The organism is Gemmiger sp. (assembly GCF_057431175.1).
Genome location: NZ_DBMDDV010000028.1, coordinates 19,601 through 37,847 on the forward strand (window position 1 = coordinate 19,601; position 18,247 = coordinate 37,847).

General features: G+C 60.4%; 17 protein-coding genes. All 17 read right to left on the reverse strand.

Annotated features, from left to right (window positions below):
- Positions 1-48: 48 nt before the first annotated feature.
- The 17 genes from ACZO0A_RS10095 to ACZO0A_RS10175 all read right to left on the reverse strand — a co-directional run bounded on the left by ACZO0A_RS10095 (position 49) and on the right by ACZO0A_RS10175 (position 18,079).
- Positions 49-1,968, reverse strand: coding sequence for a bifunctional 4-hydroxy-3-methylbut-2-enyl diphosphate reductase/30S ribosomal protein S1 (locus ACZO0A_RS10095; protein WP_291232170.1), 1,920 nt, complete (start codon positions 1,966-1,968; stop codon positions 49-51).
- A 1-nt stretch (position 1,969) separates the two neighbouring features.
- Positions 1,970-2,683 carry a lysophospholipid acyltransferase family protein gene (locus ACZO0A_RS10100; protein ID WP_215691016.1) on the reverse strand — a complete coding sequence of 238 codons (714 nt, stop codon included), beginning with the start codon at positions 2,681-2,683 and terminating at the stop codon, positions 1,970-1,972.
- A gap of 11 nt (positions 2,684-2,694) precedes the next feature.
- Entirely contained in the window at positions 2,695-3,357 is a 663-nt protein-coding gene (cmk, locus tag ACZO0A_RS10105) for a (d)CMP kinase (RefSeq protein WP_291232168.1), read from the reverse strand.
- A 252-nt stretch (positions 3,358-3,609) separates the two neighbouring features.
- Positions 3,610-4,827, reverse strand: a complete 1,218-nt coding sequence (locus tag ACZO0A_RS10110; RefSeq protein WP_302375978.1) for a BaiN/RdsA family NAD(P)/FAD-dependent oxidoreductase — start codon at positions 4,825-4,827, stop codon at positions 3,610-3,612.
- Positions 4,824-6,527: a hypothetical protein gene (locus ACZO0A_RS10115; RefSeq protein WP_302375979.1), complete on the reverse strand. Its 1,704-nt coding sequence runs from the start codon at positions 6,525-6,527 to the stop codon at positions 4,824-4,826. The genes ACZO0A_RS10110 and ACZO0A_RS10115 overlap by 4 nt, the downstream gene beginning before the upstream one ends.
- Before the next feature lie 3 nt (positions 6,528-6,530).
- Entirely contained in the window at positions 6,531-7,442 is a 912-nt protein-coding gene (locus ACZO0A_RS10120) for a glycosyltransferase (protein ID WP_302375981.1), read from the reverse strand.
- Positions 7,439-8,557 carry an FAD-dependent oxidoreductase gene (locus ACZO0A_RS10125; RefSeq protein WP_302375982.1) on the reverse strand — a complete coding sequence of 373 codons (1,119 nt, stop codon included), beginning with the start codon at positions 8,555-8,557 and terminating at the stop codon, positions 7,439-7,441. The genes ACZO0A_RS10120 and ACZO0A_RS10125 overlap by 4 nt, the downstream gene beginning before the upstream one ends.
- Position 8,558: 1 nt before the next feature.
- The gene (locus tag ACZO0A_RS10130) at positions 8,559-9,917 is read right to left on the reverse strand and encodes a hypothetical protein (RefSeq protein ID WP_291232163.1); all 1,359 of its coding nucleotides are present in this window, start codon (positions 9,915-9,917) and stop codon (positions 8,559-8,561) included.
- 12 nt (positions 9,918-9,929) lie between these two features.
- On the reverse strand, positions 9,930-10,730 hold the full coding sequence (locus ACZO0A_RS10135; protein ID WP_302370759.1) for a glycosyltransferase family 2 protein: 801 nt from the start codon (positions 10,728-10,730) through the stop codon (positions 9,930-9,932).
- Positions 10,727-11,515 (reverse strand): sugar phosphate isomerase/epimerase family protein, encoded by a 789-nt coding sequence (locus tag ACZO0A_RS10140; RefSeq protein WP_215690988.1) that lies wholly within the window; start codon positions 11,513-11,515, stop codon positions 10,727-10,729. Before ACZO0A_RS10140 ends, ACZO0A_RS10135 begins: the two co-directional genes overlap by 4 nt.
- Positions 11,516-11,518: 3 nt before the next feature.
- Positions 11,519-12,445, reverse strand: a complete 927-nt coding sequence (locus ACZO0A_RS10145) for a sugar nucleotide-binding protein (RefSeq protein WP_291208943.1) — start codon at positions 12,443-12,445, stop codon at positions 11,519-11,521.
- A 186-nt stretch (positions 12,446-12,631) separates the two neighbouring features.
- On the reverse strand, positions 12,632-13,279 hold the full coding sequence (gene hisH, locus ACZO0A_RS10150) for an imidazole glycerol phosphate synthase subunit HisH (RefSeq protein WP_302375986.1): 648 nt from the start codon (positions 13,277-13,279) through the stop codon (positions 12,632-12,634).
- A complete protein-coding gene (gene hisF / locus ACZO0A_RS10155) occupies positions 13,276-14,043 on the reverse strand; it encodes an imidazole glycerol phosphate synthase subunit HisF (protein WP_291208937.1) in 768 nt (255 codons plus the stop codon). Before hisF ends, hisH begins: the two co-directional genes overlap by 4 nt.
- 44 nt (positions 14,044-14,087) lie before the next feature.
- Positions 14,088-15,461, reverse strand: coding sequence for an N-acetyl sugar amidotransferase (locus tag ACZO0A_RS10160; RefSeq protein WP_302375987.1), 1,374 nt, complete (start codon positions 15,459-15,461; stop codon positions 14,088-14,090).
- A gap of 91 nt (positions 15,462-15,552) precedes the next feature.
- Complete coding sequence (locus tag ACZO0A_RS10165) at positions 15,553-16,410, reverse strand: hypothetical protein (RefSeq protein WP_337808162.1); 858 nt, start codon at positions 16,408-16,410, stop codon at positions 15,553-15,555.
- On the reverse strand, positions 16,407-17,018 hold the full coding sequence (locus ACZO0A_RS10170; RefSeq protein WP_337808163.1) for a class D sortase: 612 nt from the start codon (positions 17,016-17,018) through the stop codon (positions 16,407-16,409). Before ACZO0A_RS10170 ends, ACZO0A_RS10165 begins: the two co-directional genes overlap by 4 nt.
- 110 nt (positions 17,019-17,128) lie before the next feature.
- The gene (locus tag ACZO0A_RS10175) at positions 17,129-18,079 is read right to left on the reverse strand and encodes a hypothetical protein (protein ID WP_291208925.1); all 951 of its coding nucleotides are present in this window, start codon (positions 18,077-18,079) and stop codon (positions 17,129-17,131) included.
- Positions 18,080-18,247 lie beyond the last annotated feature (168 nt).

Sequence of the window (18,247 nt, forward strand, 5' to 3'; positions counted from 1 at the left end):
AAGGGGCCTGCCTGTTACAACAGGCAGGCCCCTTGCGGTTGCTCAGACTTATTCAGCGTCCTCGCCGTTCTCGTCGAGGCAGGCCTTCATGGACAGGCTGATGCGCTTGCGGTCGAAGTCAACTGCGGTCAGCTTAACGCGAACCTCGTCGCCAACCTTCAGCACATCGGAAACCTTGTTCACGCGCTCGTTGCTGATCTCGCTGATGTGAACGAGACCGTCAATGCCCGGCATGATGCGGACGAAAGCGCCAAACTTGGTGATGGAGACAACGGGAGCGGTGAACTCAGTGCCAACGGGGACTTCGTTCTCCAGCTTGACCCAGGGGTTGTCCTCTTCCTTCTTGTAGCCCAGGGAGACCTTCTGGTTTTCGGGATCGTAGCTCTTGACGTAGACTTCGATCTCGTCGCCGACCTTGACGACCTCAGAGGGATGCTTGATGTTGTTCCAGCTCAGCTCGCTGATGTGGCACAGGCCATCGACACCGCCCACGTCAACGAAAGCGCCGTAAGAAGTCAGGCTCTTGACAACGCCCTTGTACTGCTTGCCGACCTCAACATTGGCCCAGAACTCCTCGCGCTTGGCCTTGTTGGCCTCGGCAGTGACCTTGTTGATGGAGCCGACGATCTTGCGGCCGGCACACTCGGTGATGACCAGCTGAACGTGCTGGCCAACCAGCTTGGTGTAGTCCTCGTCGCGGCGCATGGTGGCCTGAGAGCGGGGAACAAAGACGCGAACGCCCTTGACGTTGACAACAACGCCGCCCTTGTTGGCTTCCATGACATCGCCTTCCATGACGGTGCCGTTCTCGGCAGCCTCGGAGACGTCCTTCATGCCCTTCTGGGCCTCAAAACGGACGCGGGACAGGGTGTCAACACCCTCCTGGTCGTTGGTCTTAACGACCACCAGATCCAGATCGTCGCCCTCTTTAACAAGGTCTTCCATCTTGGCGTTGGGATCATGGCTCATCTCGCGCAGGGGCACAATGCCGGTGTGCTTGGAACCATCGATGCCGACGGTGCATTCCGTCGGAGAAACGCTGATGACCTTGGCTTTTACAATCTTGCCTGCGTACAGGGGCTTTGCTTCGGATGCGGCGAGCATCTCCTCAAAGCTCATGTCGTCACGGATTTCACTCATACTGTTAAGTACCTCCTCAATTATAGACGAAGGCGTTGAAGCCCCGGCCGTCACGCCCACCACCGCAGCACCGGCAAGCCAGCTTGGGTCGAGTTCATCAGCAGTCTCGACGTTGATGGCTTTGGTATGCCGCGCGGCGACCTGTAACAGCTTTTGGGTATTGGAAGAATGATGACCACCAATGACGACCATGCGGTCGCATTTTTGGCTGAGGTCTTCCGCTTCCTGTTGCCTCGCCCACGTTGCATTACATATTGTATCAAAAATTTTGGCTTTTGTACACTCTTTTTTTAAAAAACCTTTGCAATTTTCCCAACTTTCCACGCGAAACGTCGTTTGTGCGACCACGTAGATGGATTCTTGTTGCAAAAGTTCAGGGAGCAATTTTTGCAGTTGCTCCAAATCGGCAAAAACCCGCACCGGGCCTGTTGTATGGCCTACAATCCCCTGCACTTCCGGGTGGTCAGCGTCGCCAGCGACCAGCAAAAGCGCACCGATTTTGTCTGCTTCCATAGCAATTTTATGGATTTTTGCTACAAACGGGCAGGTGGCATCGTGATACGCCAGGCGGCGTGTGCTTATTTTATCATAGACAGTTCTGGGCACGCCATGACTGCGGATGATGACCTCGTACCCATCGGGTACGGCGTCGATATCGGGGCAGGTCACAGCGCCTTTTTCTTCCAGGTCGGCTACGACCTGGGCGTTGTGGATCAGCGGGCCAAGGGTCGCAACTTTGCGTCCCTGCGCCAATAAATCATAGGTCAGCTTGACAGCGCGGTCCACGCCGAAGCAGAACCCGGCTGTTTTTGCACGGATGATTTGCATATTATGCGTCTCCTTTTGGCAGCTGCGGCTTGTCGGTCGTTTCGGGCACATCCACGGCGGGAGCGGGGTTCTCGGCAATCTGCGGGGTGAAGGCGTTGTCCGCCAGCAGCTGTTCCAACTCGTCGCGCAGGCGGTTCTTCATGCGGCGCAGCTCGGCCATTTTGTGGCTCTGGTCTTTAATTTGCAGATCCTCGGCAGGGATAGCCTCACCGAACACGATGCGGATTTTACAGAACAGGTGCATTTTACCGTCCTTGGTGCCGTAGATGATGCGCACCGGCAGCATATCGGCCCCGGCTGCGGCGGCAATGACGAACGCGCCGCTTTTGATCATGCCCAGCTTGCCGGTTTTGGTGCGGGTGCCCTCGGGAAAGACCATGATGCCTGTACCATTTTTGCACTCATTCGTCAGCTTTTCCACGATGGTTGTGTCGCCCTTGCCGCGCTCAATGGCGACCGCGCCCATGCAGCGCAGGAACCACCCGGCCAGCGGATTTTTAAAGAGTTCTTCCTTTGCCAAAATGCGCAGCCGTTTCCAGTCAAACACCGTTATAGCGACGAAAACAGGATCCAGATTGGCGATATGGTTCGGCGCAATGACATAAGCGCGGCCATCGCGGACGGCTTTCAGATTCTCGCGGCCGATGACCTCAAACCGCCAGATGATGTGCGCCAGCACCCAGACAATGGGCAGCAGAATCCAGTATAAAAGCATAAGCTGCCCCCTCAGATATGCGCAAGAATGGTGCGCTTCAGCAGGTCAAAGCTCTCCTGCAAACCGATGTCACTGGTGTCCACCAGAATGGCGTCCGCAGCCTGTTTCAGCGGGGCGACGGCGCGGTGGCTGTCCTGATAGTCGCGCTGCTGGATATCTGCCAGCACCGTGGCGAAGTCGGCGGGCTGGCCCTTCTCGGCCAACTCCTTGGCGCGGCGCTGGGCGCGGGCCTCGGCGCTGGCGGTCAAGAAAATCTTGACGGTGGCATTCGGCAGAACCACCGTACCGATATCGCGGCCATCCATCAGGATGTTCTGGCTGGCGGCCAGCCCGCGCTGGGTGTCCAGCAGGAAGGTACGCACGGCGGGGTGCGCAGCCACGGCGGAGGCGGCCATGCCGATGTTCTCGGCACGGATGGCGTCGCTGACGTCCTCACCGTTCAGGTAGATGTGCTGTGCGCCGTCCAACAGGCGGATATCCAGCCGGATCTTCGGCAGCAGTGCGGCTACGGCGTCGGCGTCGTGGGGATCCACGCCCGCGCGCACGGCGTACAGCCCGATGGAGCGGTACATAGCGCCGGTGTCGACGTAGACATAGCCCAGATCCTTGGCCAGTGCCTTGGCCAGGCTGGATTTACCGGCCCCGGACGGGCCATCGATTGCGATAGAAACCATGATATATCACCCTTTTTAAATAATAAATATCACTTTGGCTTCTCCCCTGAGGGGAGAAGCTGCCGCCCGCAGGCGGCTGATGAGGGGAGCGTTTTCCGGCACAACCCATAAACATGTTGCCGCCGTAAAGTTGCGGGCCGGGCATACCCGGCCCCTACCGGGTGGTTTGCCCATCAACGGGCTGCCGCCGTAAGGCCGCCCCTCATCCGGCCCTGCGGAGCCACCTTCCCCCCAACGGAGGAAGGCTTGGGGTTACAGCGCCCGCACCGCCGCTTGGGCCGTCGCCCAAGCGATTTGCAGGTTATACCCGCCGGTGCGGGCGTCCACATCAAGGACCTCACCGGCAAAGTACAGCCCCTCGCAGAGCTTGCTTGCCATCGTCTTGGGATCGACCTCGCGCACATCCACGCCGCCCGCCGTGATAACGGCGTGTTCCTTGTCGCCCAGCGCCGACACCGGCACCTGCCAGTGCTTGCACAGGTCCACAAGGGCCTGCTTCTGCTCCCGCGTAATCTGCGCGGCTCTGGTGGCAGGGTCAACGCCCCACTTTTCCACAGCTACCGGGCGCATGGAATTGGGCAGCAGCTTAGCCAGTGCGCCCTGCGCGCTGTGGCTGCCCTGCTCGGCAAAGTCGCGGGTCAGGCGGTCATAGAGCGTTTTCTCGTCCAGCGCAGGCTTTAGGTCAAACTCACAGATATAGCGGTGCTTCGTGATGTCCTCGATGTAGGTGCTGGCCGAGAGCACCAGCGGCCCGGACAGGCCGAAGTGGGTGAACAGTGCCTCGCCCTGCTCGGTAAACAGCGGCTTGCCGTCGCAGAGCAGTGTCAACGTGACGTTGCGCAGGGCCAGGCCCATCATGCGGCGGCAGGCCGGGTCGGGGCTGACCAGGCTGCACAGGCTGGGCTGGGGCGGCACAATGCTGTGCCCCGCCTGACGCGCCAGCTTGTAGCCGCTGCCGTCGCTGCCGGTGGCCGGGTAGCTGATGCCGCCGGTGGCGATCAGCGTGTTCTCGGCCCGCAGTGTCTCGCCCCGGTCGGTGACGGTGCCCTTGCAGACGCCGTCCTCGATCAGCAGCTTTTTCGCGCTGCCGCGCACAAATTCAGCGTCCCGGGCATAGTCCCGCAGGGCGGCCAGCACGTCGGCGGCGCGGTCGCTCTGGGGGAACACCCGCCGCCCGCGCTCGGTTTTGAGCGGCACGCCGAGGGATTCAAACAGTTCCATCGCCGCTGACGGCGGAAAGGCGTAGAGGCTCGAGTACAGGAACCGCCCGTTGTGGCGCACATAGGGTAAAAACTCCCGCACATCGCTGTCACTTGTGACGTTGCAGCGTCCTTTCCCGGTGATGAGCAGCTTTTGGCCGGGGCCTTTGGGGTTGTGCTCCAGTACGGTCACGGTCAGGCTCCGGGCGCAGGCCGCCCCGGCTGCCATCAGGCCCGCCGCACCGCCGCCGATGACCAATAAGTCCGTCATGCGTTGTCCTTTCTTTTAACAGATATAGGCCGTCCATACAAAAACAGCCCGGCAAATACGTAGAGAACCAGCAGCGGGTGTACCGGAGCCAGGTACATGGTGCTGGTGCCGATGCCGAAGCTGGACACCTCGACAAAAGCGATCATGGCGCAGCGCAGCAGCGCAATACCGAAGATGCCGAACAGCAGCAGCCAGGGCACAACGGTCTCCGCCGCGCATTTTTTTCGCAGACACGATAAAAACTTCATAAGCTGGAACACCACCGCGCAGAACACGCAAACCGTCAGCATAACGCTGTACACCCAGGTCCACCCCTGCATAACAGCGAAAATCGCACGCTGGTAGGGGCTGTAATAGGGCGTGTCCTCCCCCGCGTTGGCGGCAGCGTTGAAGCCGCAGTGCAGGTAGCCGGACCATGCCGCAATGTCGTCGTCGGTTCCAATCGACCGCAGCGCCTCGTAGGGCGCACAGTCGCGGAAGCCCAGCACGTGCCAGAAGCCGTTCCAGGTCTCGGCCAGCGTGGCGGGCACGTAGGCCGCCGTGATGGGTTGGCTGGTGGCGACCCGTTTGCCGGTGCGGCTGGGCAGGGTGCCCGCGTCGCAGGCGGCGTTGATCTTGTCCGCCACGGTCTGCCAATAGTTGGCTGCAGTCTGGGCGTCGGCGTAGATGCCCTCATACTGGGCGGCGCGGCGGATGGCCCAATAGAAGCTGCCCGCGCGGTAGTCGTCAAGGCCTGGGTCGCGGAAGTCGTTCTCCATCTGGGCATCCTCTTCCAACCAGTAGGCGACGGGTTTCAGTTCCGGCACAGCTTCGTAGATTTTTTCGCGTGCGTCAGCGGGCACAGACAGGTACGGTTTGTCGCTGTCCGTGTCAACGCGCATCATCGCGCCCATGGCGGCGGCAAACGAGCCCTCGGAGAAATCCGACAGGGCAAACACACCGTAGTGGGTGTAGTTGAGGGTGCAGAAGGTCAGCACACCGACGCCGAGCATGGCGTAGGGGATGACCTGCGCGGCAAAGGCTCTCCAGCGGCGCTGACCCACCAGCACCACCGCCACAATGACGGTAGCCGCCGCGGCAAAGGGCAGCAGGAACAGCCCGGCGTCCTCGCGGTCGAGGTAGCCGCAGGCCAGGCCCGCGCCCGCCGCTGCCAGCCAGGGCCAGAGCGGCTTGTCTTTTTCAAAGACGGCCCGCAGTGCCATCCCGGCCATGCCCGCAAAAAAGTACAGGCAGAGTGCCGGGAAGATGTTGTCGCGGTAAACGCGCAGCGTGTAGGCCGCCCAGGACGACGGCAGAAACGCCAGCGCCGCAAACAGCGCCAGCGTCAGCACACGGCCCTGCTCGGGCTGTTTTTTGCGCCACAGCGGCGAAAATGCAAACGCTGCCAGCAGCGCCGCGCCGCACCAGAGCGTCGCCCCCGCGACCAGATACGGCAGGTGCAGTGCGTGCAGCAGGGCCAGCCACACCGGGAAGAACATGGCCTTGGACAGCGTCAGGTAGTCATACGCGCCCAGCCACTCCCCCGCCGTGATATTCTGCGCCGCGCGGAACATCAGTTCATCGTCCAGCGGGGCGCCGCCCACCCAGGTGTACGCCTGCTGAAAGCTCGTCAGCGTCAGGCGCAGGCAGACCAGCAGGGCGCAGACCAGCCAGAAGCCCCGGCGGGACAGGCGAAGTTGCTTTTTGTGTAAATTCTTCATGGATCACTTTTGCAGCTTTTCGATGCTCTCCACTAAATATTTCTGCTGCTTGAACACCAGATCCACCAGCAGCGACAGGTACTTGACCACGATGGTCAGCACCGCAAACAGCCCGGAAAATCCCACCGTGATGACGAACATCGTGGTGGTCCAGCCCTCGACCGGGTGGCCGGTGATGAACACCACCAGCGTGTAGACCAGCTCGGCCAGGGCCAGCGCCAGCATGCAGAGGGTGACCGTCATGCTGGCCTTGAACCCAGCGTTGGTGTACAGCGCCAGGCTGTCCAGCGCCAGGTTGAACCGACCCTTGCTCTTGACGGTCAGCTGGCCGTCAAATTCCAGATCGGTCATTTTCAGGCCCGACGCTGCGTAGGCCGCCTTGCGGTAGGGCAGGTGGGCACTGGAAGCGTGTACGCGGTTGATGGCGCGGCGCGTGACCAGCCGGAACGCATCAGTGCGCAGCCGGTAGGCACTTTGGGAATGAGCGTTGAACACCTTGTAAAACAGGCCGCTGCTGCCCCGCACGGTGCGCGGGCAGACCGAGACGATGTCGCTGCCGTTCAGCGCGGTCTGGTATGCCTTGAAAATCAGCTCCGCCGGGTAGCAAAGCTCGGTGGAATCGAACTCATACACATAGTCGCCGATGGCAGCGTCAAGACCCGCGTTCATGGCGTTTTCCAGGCCGTGGTAGGTGCTCATGTGCAAAATCGTCAGCGGAGCGGCCTGCTCTTTGCCCCAGACGCGCAGCTGGGCCACGGTGTCGTCGGTGCAGGCGTCATCCACGACGACCAGCTCATACTGGGCGAAGTGGGCGTCCAGCTCGGCGGCGGCGGTGCGGCAGAACTCCACCGCGCGGGCACCGTCGTTGTGCAGGTAGACAACCGCCGAGACAAAGTTTTTTTCTTTTGTGTTCATACTTCCAGCACCTCGTCCAGGTCATATACGGTGTTGATCTTGCCGCTCAGCACGCTGACGAGCTTCGGCTCATCGCTCATGACGCGCACGACCGTCGGGCGCGAGTCGTCAATTTCGCTTGCCTTCAAAATCGGTTTCATGCTGAACAGGCTGCTGTGGTAGGCAAAACCGTATTCTTCCTTTAAATATTTGCGGGCCAGCTGGCTCATGTAGGGCCAGGCGCTTTGCGGCTTGGCCGGGCACTCGTTACAGTTGTACAGGCTGCCCGGGGTGCAGCAACCGCCGCTTTCTGCCTGGCAGGGGAAAGTCGCGACGCTGTCATAGCTCGTCTCATGCGGGGTGAAGGTCACGCTGGTCAGGCTGTGCAGCCCGGTCTGGCCGAAGGGCATCAGGCTGAAAAACGGCCCATCCATGACCGTGATGCCGGTGTGCTTTAAGGCATTCTCCACCGTACACAAGATGATCTCGCATTTTTCGTACTTGATGCCGAAGGGCGGCAGCCCTAGCAGGGCGTGCACATCGTTGACGCCCGCATAGGTAGCGTTGAGCAGGTAGGGCGCTTCGGCGGTGGTGTCCCCCGCCGCGACCCGCCACGCGCCACCGGCTTTCTCGATCTTGTCGGGCTTGTGGCTGTACAGGATTTCGACATTCGGCAGGGCCGCCAGCTTTTCCAGGAACCAGCGCTTGAGCACCTGGGCGTCGTAGGTGTATTCTTTCGTCAGGAATGCGCCGTCGCAAAGGCCGGGGTTGAAGTACCGCTCGGGCGCAACATCGTCACAGCGGATGCCCGCTGCCGCACAGAAACGGCGGAATTCGGCGGCGTTCGTCCAGGAGAAATGGGCGCTGGTGGCGTAGACCTGGTCAAACTCCGTGTGCAGGCAGAAGCCGTAATCCGCACAGAAACGTTCAAAATAGTGGGCCGACTTGATGGCCGTGGAGTAGCTGCGCGGGTAGTGGTAGCCCATATGGACGCGGGCCTGGTTGATGTAGGTTGCCCGCATAAAGGGCGCGGGGTCACGCTCCAGCACAAGGACGCGCTGGCCCGCCGCGCCGCATTTCTGCGCCGCATACAGCCCATACAGCCCCGCACCGAGGATGATTTTATCGTAGGTCAATTTATTTTTCTCCTTTGGGGCACACACTTACAAGCCCATGCGGCACAATAAGCCGCTGCACCGCCATACCCATACAAATGAACATATACGGCACAACGGTAATCATCGTCCGCATATATTCGCCGCAGGTGATAAAGAAAGTCAAGAAAGTCGTACACATCAGCAGGGCAAACAAGGCCATATGCAGCCAAGGCGGGCGTTTTTGCTGCACCCATGCAATGACCATCACCACGCCCCAGAGCAGCGAGAGAATGTACGCAGCATACAGTGTCAGCCAATGTTCCAGCGGGTTAGCCAGTAACTCACCCTCCTGCGCGATGGCAAGACACAGGTTATACACACGGTCATCGCCGTAGCGCAGTTCCAATCCATAAGCTGACAGCTCGATCGCGCGATAGTTCCACATTACGTTGCAGGTATCCTTGATATAGCGCACGGCATTTGTGCGGAAGAAATCCTTTGCCAGCTTTTGTCCCTTGGCGTTGCCGTATACGGACAGCAATTTACCGACTGCGTAGCCGTCTATGCCGGTGTCCTCGGCTATGGCGTCCTCCACGATTTGTCGGGCATCCTCGTCCGCAAAATCTTTGTAATAGCCGCGGTCCACACACACTCTCAAATCCTGGCGCGGTCCGGCATCGGTCAGGGAGAATATCCCGAACTGATTGGAAAACGACGCGCAGTAGACAATGATCCCCAGCGCAGCAACTGCCCCCCATGCAAGCAGGATGCCCAAATCTTTTTTCTCCTTTTTATCAGCGTAAAACATCCGCCAGACAAAAAACACCATGAGCATTGCCAGGTAAGTCAGGAACTGCGGACGCAGGAAAATGAGCCATAGCGTAACCAGCAGCGCACCCGCACCGTCCCAAAAGCGGCGCTCCTGGATGTAGCGAACAATCAGGAAAAAGAATACCACGGTGGCTGACAGAGAAAGGGATTCTGTCAAAACAACATTGTCCCAGCCATACACCGCCGGGCAGAATCCGTACAGAAGGAGCACCGCTGCCCGCACGCGGGTACCCACCCCCACGCGGCGCAGCGTGGCCGAAAACAGCGGCAGAACGGCGATGCCAACCAGCTCCTGCAAAAAAGTGGCTGCGTGCAGCTGATGCCATTCGCCGACGATTATGCGAATCAGATACAAAATCGTACCGTACACCGGCGCACGGCCATTCACCGCGCTGCCCTGCAAAGCGCGTATCGGGTCGTAGGCCAGATAATCCTGCGAATCCCGGTACACGATAGCGGTTTCATGCGTATAAAACCAGCTGAAGCGAAACACTACGATGAGCAGATAAATCGCTGCAAAGATGATTTCCCGCTTGTGCTCTGCCGCAAACTTTTTTATCTTGTGCATAGCACTCCCCTTTTACGGATTATACTTTCCCTTCAGCGCGTTGAGCAGGACCTTCATCAGGTCGCTGTTGCCCTTGAAGCCGGTGATCTTGGTGGGTGTTTTGCCGGTGGCCGGGTAGGCGCGGGTCACGGGGACCTCGCAGGCCTTCAGGCCCAGCTGGGTTGCGCGGATGCTCAGATACGCCAGCAGCTCATACCCGGCAAAGACATCGCGCAGCGGACGCACGTCGGGATGGGTCAGGTACTCGCGGCTGTACGCACGGTAGGCGTTGGTGGTATCGGTGAACCACTGGTGCGCCCCCAGGCTGATGAGCGGCGCATGGATGAGCCGCACCGCCGCATAGCGCACCGGCGGCGTGTTGATTGCATGGCCGCCCCCAATAAAGCGGCTGCCCTGCACCAGGTCATAGCCCGCCTGCAATTTTTCAATGAATTTGGGTACATCTTCAATCGAGTCTTTGTTGTTGCCGTCGATGGTCAGAACGCCCTTATACCCGCGATTCAGCGCGAAATAGATGCCCATGCGCAGCTGTGCCCCCTGTTTGCCGGGGCCGGTCTTTGTCAGCAGTGTATTGACGTGGTAAAGCTGCAAGATATCATGCTTCATGCTGCCGTCGGTGGAGCCGCCGTCGCAGATGACGATATCACAGATTTTGTTGATGCCCGCATTTTCGGCGCGGCCCAACTCGGTCAGGATGCGCGCACCCTCGTTGATGACCGGAATCAGCAGGCAGTAGTCGCTGCGGCGGCCCTCAAATTCGGCGGCGGTGTAGTCCGGCACGCCGTTCAGATTTTTGCGCTCGTACTCGATCATGCGAACACCTCCGCAATATAGTCCATCGTGCGGCGGATCGTGTCCAGGTCGGTGTGGGCCATCTCGATGGAGACAAAGCCGCGGTAGCCCACCGCCCCCAGCAGCAGTGCCAGTTCCCTGTGCTCGGGGCGTTTCTGGATGGGGGCCAGGCCCGGCTCGCTGATATGAACGTGGCTGACATACTGCATATCATCGATGAAAGTTTGCAGTTTCTCGCCCTGGGCCAGCACAGTGGACAAATCAAAGTTGACCGACAGGCCGGGGTTATCCAGCCGCTTGACCAACGCGAAAGCGTCCGCCGTGTCGTTCAGATAGTTCGTGTACATCGGCGGGTTGGCCTCCAGTGCCAGATGCACACCGTACCGCGCCGCCAGGTTGCCCGCCTGCATGAAGAACGCCTCGGCGGCGGCATCGTTGCCGCCCAGCGGGCGCATACGGTTTTTGGGGCAGCCGAACACCAGCGAGGGACAGTTCAGGCTGTGGGCAAACTGGAATGCCTGGGCCGTGTAATCCAGCAGCGGCTCTGTGTCGGCGGGGTTGAAGATATTGCCCTTCTGGCCGTACCAGATGCTTTGCAGGCTGGGCACCGAGAAGCCCCAGCGGTTTTTGAGATAGCCGCCGAACAGCAGCGCACTGGTCAGATTTTCATACGGTGCTTCGGAGAAAATGCGGGTGGGGGCCAGTTCCAGCCCGGTGAAACCCGCCTGCTGCATGGCGGTGTAGACGGCCTCGTCGTCGTCCTTGAGCCACGCAATGTTTGAGATGGCAAGCTGATAGTTCGCCATGGGTCAATCCCTCCAATCGCGCAGAAAGCGCGTTATATCGTCAAGTTCCTGTTGTTTGGTGCACAGGTAGTCCCCGCTGCCACCCAAAATGTCCGCATGGCGGCTGCGCAGATCGTAGTCAAACGGCGGCTTGGCAAGCTCGTTGTGCCAGTTCCTGCCGGTGACGGCGGTGTAGACCTCCCCCGCCGTGATGGGCGGCGTACAGAGGTGCAGCAGCTTCAAGTCGGCGGCGCGGGCTTTCTCAAGGTCCGGCCAGAGACGCCCCAGGTTGTAAAACTGGTAGCGGCTGCGGGAATCGGTGAAGGCCAGTGCGTTAAAATCGTTGCCCGCAAAAAACGCTTTGAGCGCTGCGGCATCTACTGTGCCGTTCAGCTTGTAAAAGCCGTTGTCCGCCAGCGTGTAGGCGGATTGCACCAACGGCGATTTTGCCGCCAGTTCGTCGTATTTTTCCGGCTTCAACATAGCCGGGGTGATGGTGTGCAGGTCAAAGAGGAAGTTCTTTTTGATGCCGATGCCGTAGAGCGCGGGCAGCCGCACGATGAGCGCATCGGGGAAATCCTCCCGCACCCACTGCTCTAATTGCAGGCGGTTTTTGCCGTAGGCAGGCAGGTTTTCAGCAGGCTGGGCGGGGCTGTCCTCATAGACGCCGCGGCTGTCTGCCAGCACGGCAATACTGGAAATCAGGACGAGCTGCTGCGGCGCGATTCTTCGGATATTTTCCCGCGCGGCGCGCATGACAGCCAGGTCTGCCTCCGGGTCCGCGTTGGCCAAAAACATAGCGGCCGGCACGCCCGCATAGACGCAGAGATCCGGGCGGGTGCCGTACTGCGCGGCGATATCGCTGCTGTGGCAGGCCGCGGTGAAGGTATGCTTCGCCGCCAGGTTGCCCCCCACAAAGCCGGTGGAGCCGACGAGCAGATCACAGGACATGGCTGATTCCCCTTTGCACATTTATACAAGATAATTATACCGTATTGCGGGGGAAAAAGCAACGCCCTGTGCAGGATTGCACAGGGCGTTGCAGATGATTGCTCTGTAGGGGCCGGACATGTCCGGCCCTCCACGGTACGGCAGGGGGCTCTTACGGTAAAGCCGCGGGCCGGGCATACCCGGCCCCTACCTATCTGCCGACTTCATAAACTCCTCTATAATCTTCAACCCTACTTCCCCCGATTTTTCCGGGTGGAACTGGCAGCCCAGGACGCTGCCGTGGGTGGCGGCGCCACAGATGCGGCGGCCGCCGTAGACCGTGAAGGCCAGGCAGTCCGTTTCGTCGGTGGGCTTGGCCTCGTAGCTGTGGATAAAGTAGCACTCCTCGCCGGGCTGCACCGCCGCCAACACCGTGCCGCCAAAATCGGCGCGGCTGCCGCCGGGGTACAGCGGGTTCCAGCTGATGTGCGGCACCCGCTGGGGGCAGCCGTCGGCGTCGGTGTCGGGGATTTTCACCACGCGGCCCGGGATCAGCCCCAGGCCCTTATGCAAGCCGAACTCCTCCGACTCGTCAAACAGCATCTGCATTCCCAGGCAGATGCCCAGCAGCGGCGTACCGGCAGCGGCTTTTTGGCGGATCGGCTCCACCAGGCCCAGTTTTTCCAGCCCGGCCATGCCATCCTGGAATGCGCCCACGCCGGGCAGCACCAGCGCGTCGGCGGCCAGCACATCCTCCGGCTTGCTCGTCAGCAGTGTCTCCGCGCCAAAATGCGCGAAGGCGTGCTGCACGCTGAGCAGGTTGGACAGGCCGTAGTCAATAATCGTCACTTTCATACCCGGCGCACCTCCACCCCGCCCGCGCGGATGTCATCCTTCAACTCCTGCACGGTTTCTTTTTTATAATGCAGCACCGCAGCGCAGGCCACGGCGTCCGCGCCCGCGTTGGCGGCATCGACGATATCATCGCCGCAGCCCACACCGCCGCCGCAGATGACCGGCACGTTCACAGCCTTGGTCACGGCCTCGATGAGTTCCAGGTCCATACCCTGCTGCAAGCCCTCGTTGTCGACGCTGGTCAGCAGGATCTCGCCCGCGCCCAGCGCCACGCCGCGCTTGGCCCACTCGACGACGTCATACCCGGAGTGGGCGCGGCCATTGTCGTAGTAGGCCTCCCACTTGCCGGGCCAGGTGCGGCTGCGCTTGGCCTGGATGGACAGCACCATGCACTGGCTGCCGAAAGCCTCGGCCACCTCCGTGATGAGTTCGGGCCGCTTGATGGCCGCCGTGTTGATGGCGACCTTGTCCGCACCCATCGCCAGGATGTGGCGCACATCCTCGACGCTGCGCAAGCCGCCGCCCACGCAGACCGGGATATACACATCGTCGACGGTTTTGCGCACGATATCACTTAAGTTGTTGCGGTTGTACAGGCTTGCCACGATATCTATATAGAGCAGTTCGTCGATGCCCTGCTCATAGTACTCTTTCGCAAAGGCGTTGGGGTCGCCCAGCTTGCGCAGCCCTTCCAACTGGATGCCTTTGACAAGGTTGGTGTCTTTGACGTCAAGACGGGCGATCAGTCGTATTTTTTTCAGCATAAGTGAACCTCGTTAAAGTCTTTCCCTGAGGGAGAAGCCCTTTGTCAAATCTCGTGATGCGTGCCTCTCGGGTCGCCCCACAGAACCTCGCTGTCGCCCTCATAGGGGGTGTGGCGCAGCTTCCACATACCGTCCTCCCACTTCCAGATGTGGGGAGAGCGGAAGCGGTCGGCCAGGTCCATGAAGTAATCCCGGTCCATCTTGGGCTGCTCAAACAGCTGGCTGGCCCAGGGGAAGTGCTGGCGGTCCAGCGACAGATACTTGAAAATTTCCTTCTCAAAGCGGTCGGGGTACTCGCCGTCAAACTTCTTGCACAGCGCCTTGCCTTCGTCCAGCGTGATTTCCTCGTTGCGGATCTCCTGCGCTGCATCGTAGGTCGTGCGGCCGATACCGTACTTGATGTAGGTGGTGTAGTAGAAGAAATCGTCGATTTTGTCGTCGATGGAGTTGTACTTAGAGTAGGTTCCCTGGGTGCGCTCCGGCGCGGGGCGGAAGCCGCCATGCTCGACACTGTAATAGTACGCGCCCTGCGGGTGCCACTTTTCGTAGTAGCCCAGATACCGCACCTGGATGTGGTTTTTCTCGAGGTTGGACGTCTCACTCGGCAGATAAATCGCCAGGTCGGCCTTATCGACCTTATAGTCCTCCTCCAGCTGGCGCAGGCTGACGCCGCCCAGGTAGATATGGTCGTAATCGTTGACGGCGAAGAAGTGCTCATCGCGCAGGGCGGAGTTGTTGTCGGCAATGGGGTTGCCGAACTCGGCCTCGTTCTCGCCGTAGAACACCAGCGGGATGCCGAACTTGGCGGCCATCTTGGGGGCAAGCTGCTTCTGGCCCAGGATGAACGGCTGGAATGGGTGGAACAGGTTCTCGGTGGCAAGGCGGGTCAGCAGGCGGTGGGTCATACCGTTGGGGGTGCACAAGTAGTTGTCAAAGCCTGCATGGATCCAGGCCTGCATATTCTCCCAGCCCCAGGGGGTGTAGATATGCGGGGCCCAGGTCACGGTCAGCGGGTGCATACCGTACTTGTATTTCAGCAGATGGGCGGCGTAGAAGCTGTCCTTGCCGCCGGAGCCGGGCACCAGGCAGTCGTAGCTGCCGTCGTTCTTGCGGTACTGGTCGCAGAGTTCGCGCAGCTCCTTCTCGCGCTCGGCCCAGTCGATGTGACCATTGGCCTTGTTATGGCAGGCATGGCAGGCATCGCAGACGCCGTCGTCCTGAATGACCATCGTCTTTTTGATGGATTTGATGGTGTGCTCAAACTCATAGCAGGAGTTGGGCTTTTGGTTGCTCATGACGCACTCGCTGCAGAACTGCACGTGCTTGGGCAGACCGTAGTAGGCTTCGAGCTGGTCCTCCGGGATATCGGGGGCGTACTTGCTGTAATCAATGTCCACGTGGCGGGGAATCTTTTCCATATTCTTTACACTCCAATCGGCTCTGTATCAAAATGAAAAGGCGCCGTCCGATAGCAATGCTATCAGACGGCGCCTTTGCCGTATGGATATATTATAACACAGGTTTTTCGGTTTTGCAAGAGGGGCGCTGCGCTTTCGCGCGGTGATATTGCACGCAGACCCAGAAAACCAGCCCGGTCGGGATGGCCGCCACCAGCGCGGCGCAGCCCAGCACAGCCGGGGCCAGCGCACCGAACCAGCGGCAGAACAGCGTATAGCCGATATCCCCCACTGCTGTCCAGCTGCGATAGCCGCTGCCGAAGCCCAGCCACCCGGCCAGCACCGCGCCCGCCAGCAGGCAGGCATCGGCCATATGCAACAGGCCGCGGCAGAATACCCGCCATCTCGCCGCCAGGCGGTATTGCAGCGCAATACACCCCACCAGCAGCAGCGCCGAGAGGTACATCGTCACGGCCACGACGGTGCGGTATTGCAGCACCATACTAATAGCCGCCGAAAACGGCGTTGCCATGGCGCTTTTCCATTCCATCTGGCAGTTGTACTGCAAGATGCGGTAGCCATCGTAGACGGCGGGTTCCGGGGCGACGTTGTCCTGGTAGGTCACGATGAGGTCATTGAAGGGGTCCGTCTCATCGACGGTGCTGCCGTGCCACAGGCCGTCGGCCCGGTGCAACACCCCGGCGCGGACAGCCTCCAGCGTAATGATGTCCGCCAGCGGGTCAGCGGTCGTACCCGCTGCCGCAGCGTACCCACCGCAGGTGTCCAGCACGGCGGTGTGAAGGGTGTCCAGGTAGCCGCTGTTTTCGATGCAGGCGGCAAAGTGCCCCTCCCGCAGCAGCGTGGCGGCCAGAGCCAGGCTCAGGGCCAGCAGCACCGCGCAGACACTGCCCACCAGCTGCACCATGACCGAGAGCCGCGCCGCGCCCGGGTGTTCTGCGGGGCGGGTCAAGACAGACCCTCCAGCGCAGGGCCGCTGACGAAGCGGCCGTAGATGAAGTAGCGCAGGTCGGTCAGCGCGGTCTGGCCCAGCGGGTAGCAGGTGTAGAGAATGATGTTTTCCTCCGCCGCGTCGAGGTCGTAGGCCGAGGTGTCGGTGTCGGTCGCAACCTGCATATCGGTGATTTCGTAGACGTAGGTACCGTAGGCGGTGGTGACGGTGATCTGCGCACCGTTCTGGGCATGCTCAAAATCGCGGAAGAAAGTCGCCGTGTGTCCGGCCACCAGAATTGTACCGCCCTCGCCGGGGATTTTGCTGCCCGGGTAGATGCCCGCGCCCGCGTCCAGCTGGGCATCCTCGTCGCCATAGTACAGCGTGCAGTCCACCGACGTGCCGGAGATTTTGATTTCGCCCAAAGCGTCCCCCGCACTGGGGTAGCCGCCGAAATCATTGATGTTCACCGCCGCAGGCTGCGGCGGTGCCGTGGGGGCCTCGGTGGGCTGGGCGGTGTTGTCCGAAGTTGTCGTATCGATGGAGGCGGGCAGCGCAGCGTCCACGCCGGAGCGCTGGGCCGCGCCCGCCAGGCTGTGCCCGGGGCCAACCAAAACCAGCAGTGCCACGCAAACTGCGGCCACACAAAAAACAAGAGAAAGAACAATGTTCTTCCTCTTGCTGTGTGATGACACTGCTTTGCCGGAATGTGTTTCCTTCATAAGCAGTTTATCCTTTTTTACTTGTGCTTGCGGGCAACGCAGGCGAAGCCGCCGACCATAGCCGCAGCCAGAACCAGAACGGCCAGGACCATCAGGTTCATGTCAGCGCCGGTAGCCTTGATGGGGTTGGTGCCCACAGCCTTGGTAGAGGAAGCGGCGGCCAGGGTGGCAGTGCCCTTGACGTTGGGGTAGCTGCTCAGGTCCTTGGCCTCGATGTGGCCGCAGTGGTCGCACTTGTAGCCGCCCACAGTGCCGGTCCAGTTGTGGTAGCCGCAGGCCGGGCAGGTGTAGAACTGGGCGTCAACGCGGGCAGCCTCGGCGGCAGCAGCGGCTGCCTGGGCAGCGCGGTCAGCGTCGGTCTGGCTGTCGTCGCTGGGCTCAACATAGTCGCGGACGCGGACGATCTCATAGGTGGAGAAGTGGGGGATCCAGAATACGACCGCATTGTTGGCGGAGGACAGCTGGGTGTCGTAGGTGGTGCGGGTGCCGTCGTCAGCGACGTAAACCAGCTGGTAGCCCGCGCGGGACTCCAGGCCGTACACGGCGACCATAACGCCCATCTCGGGCTGGGCCTCATTGCCGGACCAGGAAGCATCCAGCACGAGGGTCTTGTCGTCCTTGCGGGTCAGGCTATTGACGACAACGCCGTTCTCCTTGTAGGACTCAAAGCTGATGGCATTGGAAACTTTGCTGCTGGTGGCAACCTTCTTAACGACGGTATTGCCGACAGCGTTCATAACGCCCATAGCCGCGTTGGCCTGCTCTTTGGTGACAGGGATGGTGGGATTAGCAGCGATGTGCTCGGTCATCTCAACAGCCTCGGGAAGCATGATGCCCTTGTTGGCGGTGTTCAGGATGTTGGTGGCCAGCTCGTTGGCGGCCTGGCCAGGGGTAGCCTCTGCAAAAGCGGAGACGGCGCACAGGGCCGCCAGCGCCACAGCGCAGAGCATGGCAAGGAATTTCTTCATTGGGGTAGGACTCCTCTCAATAGTGTTTGTTTACTTTGCAGTAAATTTCAAGACTATTGAAAGTATACCCCCCCCCCATTAGCTTTTGTCAATTCACATTTTCACCAATAATCCACATTTTCTTTCACACTTTTGTACACTATTTAGGGGTCACAGCGTTTTCAACGC

Coding starts and splice junctions, on each gene's coding strand:
- ACZO0A_RS10095 (WP_291232170.1), bottom strand. CDS start 1,968: ATGCAAATCATCCGTGCAAAAACAGCCGGGTTCTGCTTCGGCGTGGAC.
- ACZO0A_RS10100 (WP_215691016.1), bottom strand. CDS start 2,683: ATGCTTTTATACTGGATTCTGCTGCCCATTGTCTGGGTGCTGGCGCAC.
- cmk (WP_291232168.1), bottom strand. CDS start 3,357: ATGGTTTCTATCGCAATCGATGGCCCGTCCGGGGCCGGTAAATCCAGC.
- ACZO0A_RS10110 (WP_302375978.1), bottom strand. CDS start 4,827: ATGACGGACTTATTGGTCATCGGCGGCGGTGCGGCGGGCCTGATGGCA.
- ACZO0A_RS10115 (WP_302375979.1), bottom strand. CDS start 6,527: ATGAAGAATTTACACAAAAAGCAACTTCGCCTGTCCCGCCGGGGCTTC.
- ACZO0A_RS10120 (WP_302375981.1), bottom strand. CDS start 7,442: ATGAACACAAAAGAAAAAAACTTTGTCTCGGCGGTTGTCTACCTGCAC.
- ACZO0A_RS10130 (WP_291232163.1), bottom strand. CDS start 9,917: ATGCACAAGATAAAAAAGTTTGCGGCAGAGCACAAGCGGGAAATCATC.
- ACZO0A_RS10135 (WP_302370759.1), bottom strand. CDS start 10,730: ATGATCGAGTACGAGCGCAAAAATCTGAACGGCGTGCCGGACTACACC.
- ACZO0A_RS10140 (WP_215690988.1), bottom strand. CDS start 11,515: ATGGCGAACTATCAGCTTGCCATCTCAAACATTGCGTGGCTCAAGGAC.
- ACZO0A_RS10145 (WP_291208943.1), bottom strand. CDS start 12,445: ATGTCCTGTGATCTGCTCGTCGGCTCCACCGGCTTTGTGGGGGGCAAC.
- hisH (WP_302375986.1), bottom strand. CDS start 13,279: ATGAAAGTGACGATTATTGACTACGGCCTGTCCAACCTGCTCAGCGTG.
- hisF (WP_291208937.1), bottom strand. CDS start 14,043: ATGCTGAAAAAAATACGACTGATCGCCCGTCTTGACGTCAAAGACACC.
- ACZO0A_RS10160 (WP_302375987.1), bottom strand. CDS start 15,461: ATGGAAAAGATTCCCCGCCACGTGGACATTGATTACAGCAAGTACGCC.
- ACZO0A_RS10175 (WP_291208925.1), bottom strand. CDS start 18,079: ATGAAGAAATTCCTTGCCATGCTCTGCGCTGTGGCGCTGGCGGCCCTG.